The organism is Streptomyces sp. CC53 (assembly GCF_001865245.1).
Lineage (GTDB): Bacteria > Actinomycetota > Actinomycetes > Streptomycetales > Streptomycetaceae > Streptomyces.
In genome coordinates, this window is the sequence record NZ_MKXB01000035.1 from 1 (window position 1) to 5,151 (window position 5,151).

Consider the following 5,151-nt stretch of genomic DNA (forward strand, 5'->3'; position numbering starts at 1 on the left):
GCGCGCGCACGCAGGCCCGCGGTGGGGGGCTCCACCGGCTCGCCGCGAGCCGACCCGCGGCATCCGCCCGCCGCCGGCGCCGGCGGCGGGCGGATGCCGTTCGCGTGCGCGGGCGTACGCCGACCGCAGCGCCCGGCGCGGCCGCGGGCTCAGGAAGCCCGGCCGTCGCGGATGGTGACCAGCCGGTCGGCGTGGTCCAGATGCGTCCGGTCATGGGTGACCAGCACCGTCGCCGTGCCCCGGCTGCGGGTCAGGGACGCCAGCAGGTCCAGCACCGCGGCGCCGCGCTCGTGGTCCAGGGCGCTCGTCGGTTCGTCGACGAGCAGCACGGCGGGGTCGTTCATCAGCGCCCGCGCGATGTTGACGCGCTGCCGCTGCCCGCCCGACAGCTGGTGGGGCCGCCGACCGGCCTGGGGGGCGAGGCCGACCGCGTCGAGCAGCTCCAGCGCCCGGGCCCGGGCACGCGTCCGCGCGGCGCGGGCGGCGCCCGCCAGGTGGGCCATCACCAGCAGCTGCTCCAGCGCCGTCAGGGACGGCAGCAGGTTCGGCTGCTGGAAGACGATCCCCACCCGGTCGCGGCGCAGTGCCGCCCGGCCCGCCCGGTCCAGCCGCCCGGTGTCGACCCCGTCGACCACGACCCGGCCGCTGTCCGGTGTCACCAGGGTCGCCGCCACGGCCAGCAGGCTCGACTTGCCCGAACCCGACGGTCCGACGACCGCCGTCAGCATCCCCGCCGAGACCTCCAGCCCCACCGCGTCCAGTGCGGTCAGCCGGCCGTCCCCGTCCGCGTACGTCAGCGTCACATCGTCCAGCAGCAAGGTCATCGGGCGCTCCCGAGCGCGGTCAGAGGGTCGACGGCGGTGATCCGCCGGATGGACAGGGCGGCACCGACCGCACCCAGCGCGATCATCACGGCGGCGGGCCCCAGCACGGTCAACGGCTCCAGCACGAACGGCACGCTGCCGCCGCTGACGAGCGCCCCGACACCGGCCGCCAGGCCCGTGCCCACCAGGGTCCCGGCCGCCAGCATCACCACGGCCTGCCCGAGCGCGTCCTTCAGCAGGTACGGCGTGGAGGCACCCAGCGCCTTCAGCACGGCCACGTCGCCGCTCCGCTGGATCGTCCACACGGTGAAGAACGCGCCGGTCACCAAGGCCGAGATCACGAACAGGAAGCCGCGCATCAGCTGAAGCGAGCCGTTCTCCGCCTGGTACGACGCTATGGCCTCCAGCGCGCCCTCCACGGTGCGGCTCTCCGTGCCCGCGGCGGTGTCGCCGGCCGCGTAGTCGACGCCCTCGCCGCCGCGCAGTGCGACGACGGTGGCCTGCGGCCCCGTCGGCGCGGCCCCGGTGCGGGCGAGCGCCTGCCAGTCCTCCAGGTCGGCCCACACCACCGGGGTGTGCGCGTACGACGCGTCGCCCGCGACCGCGGTCACCGACGCCTCCCGGCCGGCGGTCCCGAGCCGGACCCGGTCCCCCGCGGCCACGCCGAGCTCCTCGGCCGCCGAGTGGGAGACGACGACCCGTCCCGGACCGAGTCGGCCGCCGTCGGGGGCGATGCCCGCCCCGGGCCGGGTGCCGAAGACGGACACGGCGGCCGTGCGGCCACCGGTGGCCGCCGCCGTGGCGTTCAGAGTGGTGACGCCGACCGGCTCGGCGGCCGTCACCCCGGGCTGCTGCGCCCAGGTGCGCCAGGCGGCTTCCGGCACGGTCGACGAGCCGAACGACACCTCCCGGCCGGAAGGGGGCGCCGCGAACGCGAGCCGGTCGGCCGGCAGCCCGGTGATCGCGGAGATGTTCTCCCGCGCCAGCCCGGCCGTCAGCCCCGACAGCAACCCCACGAGCAGCGTGATCAACACGATCACCGTGCCCATCAGCGCGAAGCGCCCTCTGGCGAATCGCAGATCTCTCCATGCCACGAACATGGTGACCAGCCTGGTGGCCCGCCGCCCGCGCGGCATCGCGCCACGGATGGGCGTCACATCGAACTTTCGGTTGAGGGCGGAGCGCCCCCGTCCGCCTACGCTGGACGGGTCATGGATCCACGTGCCCTCACCCCCGCCCTGCGTGTGCTGCGCGTCTGCCTGCACCTGCTGATGGCCGGTCTGCTCGCGCAGGCGGCGCTGCGGGCCGTCGCGGGCGGCCCCGCGGCGCACGCGGCCGCCGTGACGGCGGCCGCGGCCCTGACCGGCGCGGTGTACGCGGCGGGCTCGGTGATCCGTGCCGTACGGCGGTCGCAGGCGGCGGCCGCGGTGTGGCTGGGGGCGCTGTGCGCGGCGTGGCTGGTGCTGCTGGCGCTGACCCCGGACGCGCTGTGGGTGGCCTTCCCGCTGTACTTCCTGCAGCTGCACCTGCTGCCGGTGCGGTGGGCGCTGCCTGCGGTGGCGGGCACGGCGGGCGCGGCCATCGCCGCCTACGTCGGGCACGGAGCGGGCCTCAACCCGGGGGTGGTGATGGGGCCGCTCCTGGGGGGCGCGGTGGCGGTGGCGACGGTGCTGGGCTACCAGGCGCTGTACCGGGAGAGCGAGCGGCGGCGCCGGCTCATCGAGGAGCTGATCTCGACGCGCGCCGAGCTGGCCGCGGCCGAGCGGCACGCGGGGACGCTGGCGGAGCGGGAGCGGCTGGCCCGGGAGATCCACGACACGCTGGCGCAGGGACTGTCGTCGATCCAGCTGCTGCTGCGGGCGGCGCAGCGCGCCCTGCCGGAGCACGCGCCGGCCGCCGGGCACATCGAGCGGGCGCGGCGGGCCGCGCAGGACAACCTGGCGGAGGCGCGGCGCTTCGTGCGCGCCCTGACCCCGCCGGACCTGGAGCGGCAGGGGTCGCTGGCGGCGGCGCTGAGGCGGCTGTCCGAGCAGTCGACCAGCGTCGACGGCCCGTCCGTGCACTGCACGGTGTCCGGTGCGCCGGTGCCGCTGCCCACGCCGTACGAGGTGGCCCTGCTCCGCATCGCGCAGTCCGCGCTGGCGAACACGGTGCGGCACGCGGCGGCGGGCCGTGCCGAGATCACGCTGACGTTCATGGACGACTCGGTCACGCTGGACGTGGTCGACGACGGTACGGGCTTCGCTCCGCCGCCCGGCGGCCCCTCCCCCGGCCTGTCGGCCGACGGCGGTGGCTTCGGGCTGCCGGCGATGCGGGCCCGGGCGGAATCGCTGGGCGGTACGTTCGCCGTCGAGTCGTCGCCGGGCCAGGGCACCGCCGTGGCCGTCACCCTGCCGCTGCCTTCCCCGGGGGCCTCCGCATGACGACGACACCGACCATCCGCCTCCTCCTCGCCGACGACCACCCGGTCGTACGGGCCGGCCTGCGCGCCGTGCTGGACACGGAACCCGACTTCACGGTGGTGGCGGAGGCCGCGACCGCGGAGGCGGCGGTGGAGCGGACGGCGTCCGGCGGGGTGGACGTGGTGCTGATGGACCTCCAGTTCGGTACGGGCGGCAGCATGCACGGCTCGGAGGCCACGGCCGCCATCACCGCGCGGGACCCCGGGGCGCCGAGGGTCCTCGTCCTCACGACGTACGACACGGACGCGGACATCCTGGCCGCGGTGGAGGCGGGCGCGAGCGGCTACCTGTTGAAGGACGCGCCGCCCGAGGAGCTGGCGGCGGCGGTGCGCACCGCGGCGGCCGGCCGGTCGGCGTTGGCGCCCGCCGTCGCGCACCGGTTGATGCACCGCATGCGGACCCCGGGCGAGACGCTGACCAAGCGGGAGCTGGAGGTCCTGGAGCTGGTGGGCGAGGGCCTGTCGAACCAGCAGATCAGCAAGCGGCTGTTCCTGAGCCAGGCGACGGTGAAGTCCCACCTGGTGCACGTCTTCGCCAAGCTCGGCGTGGAGTCCCGCACGGCGGCGGTGGCGAAGGCCCGTGCGCACCACCTGATCCGCCGCTGAGGGGCCGCGGGGGTGACGGGCGGTACGCAGGCCCTCGGTGCGGGGCCGTGGAGCCACCGCTCCTGACGAGCGGTGGCTCGGCGCGCGGGCGGCGGGCGCCACGGGACACCGGCTGATGCCCCTCCGGTGTCCGGGCGGTGCACGTCTCCCCGCCCGAGGGGGCGTCGCTCCGCCTACTGCCGGGAGGGGAGACCCGGGCGGTGGCCGCCTTCTTCGTGGAAGCGGTGGGAGGACGCGGGCCGGTGACGGCGGCTTGCGGCCGCGTGGCGCGGGCCCGCGCCCCCGTGTGGTCAGCCGGACTGCTCCACGTCCATCGCGCCCCGCCACACCGTCACGTCCAGCGTGACGTACTCGCTGGGGTCCGACTCGGGCGAGAAGGCCTGCACGGTGATGAGGGCGACGTCCCCGGACCCGTTCTGCAGGCAGATCCGGGTGCCCTTCGACATCAGGGAGCTGGAGATGCTGCCGGTGTACCGGGTCTCGGTCACGCAGGTCTCCAGCGAGCCCTCCTGCCCGCTGCGCAGGATGACCAGCCGACCCGAGGCACCGGTCGGGATGACGAAGCCCGAGGAGCTGTAGCGGATGTCGCCCTCGTCGCGGACCGGCTTGAGGGGTTCGTCGGAGAGGTCGAGCTCGTAGAACTCGGTCAGGTCGATGCCCTTGTAGGCGACCGGCTCCGGCGGGGCGGCCGGCCGGCCCGCTTCGGCCGAGGGCGTGGCCGCACCGCCGTCCGTCGCGCCGTCCCCGGCTGCCGCGTCGGAGCCCGCGTCCGCGTCCGTGTCGGCGCCGGCGTCCGCGTCGGCGCCGGTGCCGGTGGCCTTGCCGTTTCCGGTCGGCGCCGGTGCGCTGGAGCTCTCCCCCGCGGGCTTGCCCTGGGACTGGCTGGTGCCTCCCTTGTCCTGGTCCTTGAGCAGCGCGTACGCGGTGGCACCGCCGGCCACGGCGAAGGCCACGATCGCCGCGGCCGCGATGAGTCCGGCGCGGGACTTCCGCTTGGGGGCCGGTGCGGGCGCGGCGGGCCCCGGCTGCCCGAAGGCGCCCACCACGGGGTGGGTGTAAGGGTGGGCGGCGGGGGCGGGCTGCGGCTGGGCGTGACCGGGCGGCGGTGTCGGCGCGTACCCGGCGGTGGGCGGCGGCGTGGGCGCGTACCCGGCCGCGGGCGGCGGACCGAATCCCGGCGGCGGCGTGGACGGCGCCGCGTGGGCGGTCGCCGGATGGGTGGGCGCGGCGGGTGCGCGGCCCTGGCCGGGGGGCGGCGTG

Annotated in this window: 4 protein-coding genes and 1 pseudogene; 2 read left to right on the forward strand and 3 right to left on the reverse strand. The window is 76.6% G+C overall.

Going from position 1 to position 5,151, the window contains the following annotated elements:
• Window positions 1-149: 149 nt before the first annotated feature.
• Both BJP40_RS03090 and BJP40_RS03095 read right to left on the reverse strand, forming a co-directional pair.
• Entirely contained in the window at window positions 150-824 is a 675-nt protein-coding gene (locus BJP40_RS03090; RefSeq protein WP_071269779.1) for an ABC transporter ATP-binding protein, read from the reverse strand.
• A complete protein-coding gene (locus BJP40_RS03095) occupies window positions 821-1,924 on the reverse strand; it encodes an ABC transporter permease (protein WP_071269786.1) in 1,104 nt (367 codons plus the stop codon). Before BJP40_RS03095 ends, BJP40_RS03090 begins: the two co-directional genes overlap by 4 nt.
• Before the next feature lie 111 nt (window positions 1,925-2,035).
• Between BJP40_RS03095 and BJP40_RS03100 the strand changes: the two genes are divergently transcribed.
• Both BJP40_RS03100 and BJP40_RS03105 read left to right on the forward strand, forming a co-directional pair.
• Complete coding sequence (locus BJP40_RS03100; protein ID WP_071269780.1) at window positions 2,036-3,247, forward strand: sensor histidine kinase; 1,212 nt, start codon at window positions 2,036-2,038, stop codon at window positions 3,245-3,247.
• On the forward strand, window positions 3,244-3,891 hold the full coding sequence (locus BJP40_RS03105) for a response regulator transcription factor (protein ID WP_071269782.1): 648 nt from the start codon (window positions 3,244-3,246) through the stop codon (window positions 3,889-3,891). The genes BJP40_RS03100 and BJP40_RS03105 overlap by 4 nt, the downstream gene beginning before the upstream one ends.
• 290 nt (window positions 3,892-4,181) lie before the next feature.
• Here BJP40_RS03105 and BJP40_RS33905 read toward each other — a convergent pair.
• Window positions 4,182-5,151 (reverse strand): annotated as a pseudogene (locus BJP40_RS33905) (serine/threonine protein kinase); the annotation flags it as partial.

What these genes read in the sequence shown, in the direction of transcription:
- BJP40_RS03095 (WP_071269786.1), bottom strand. Translation starts at nt 1,924, where the DNA reads ATGTTCGTGGCATGGAGAGATCTGCGATTCGCCAGAGGGCGCTTCGCG.
- BJP40_RS03105 (WP_071269782.1), top strand. Translation starts at nt 3,244, where the DNA reads ATGACGACGACACCGACCATCCGCCTCCTCCTCGCCGACGACCACCCG.
- BJP40_RS03090 (WP_071269779.1), bottom strand. Translation starts at nt 824, where the DNA reads ATGACCTTGCTGCTGGACGATGTGACGCTGACGTACGCGGACGGGGAC.
- BJP40_RS03100 (WP_071269780.1), top strand. Translation starts at nt 2,036, where the DNA reads ATGGATCCACGTGCCCTCACCCCCGCCCTGCGTGTGCTGCGCGTCTGC.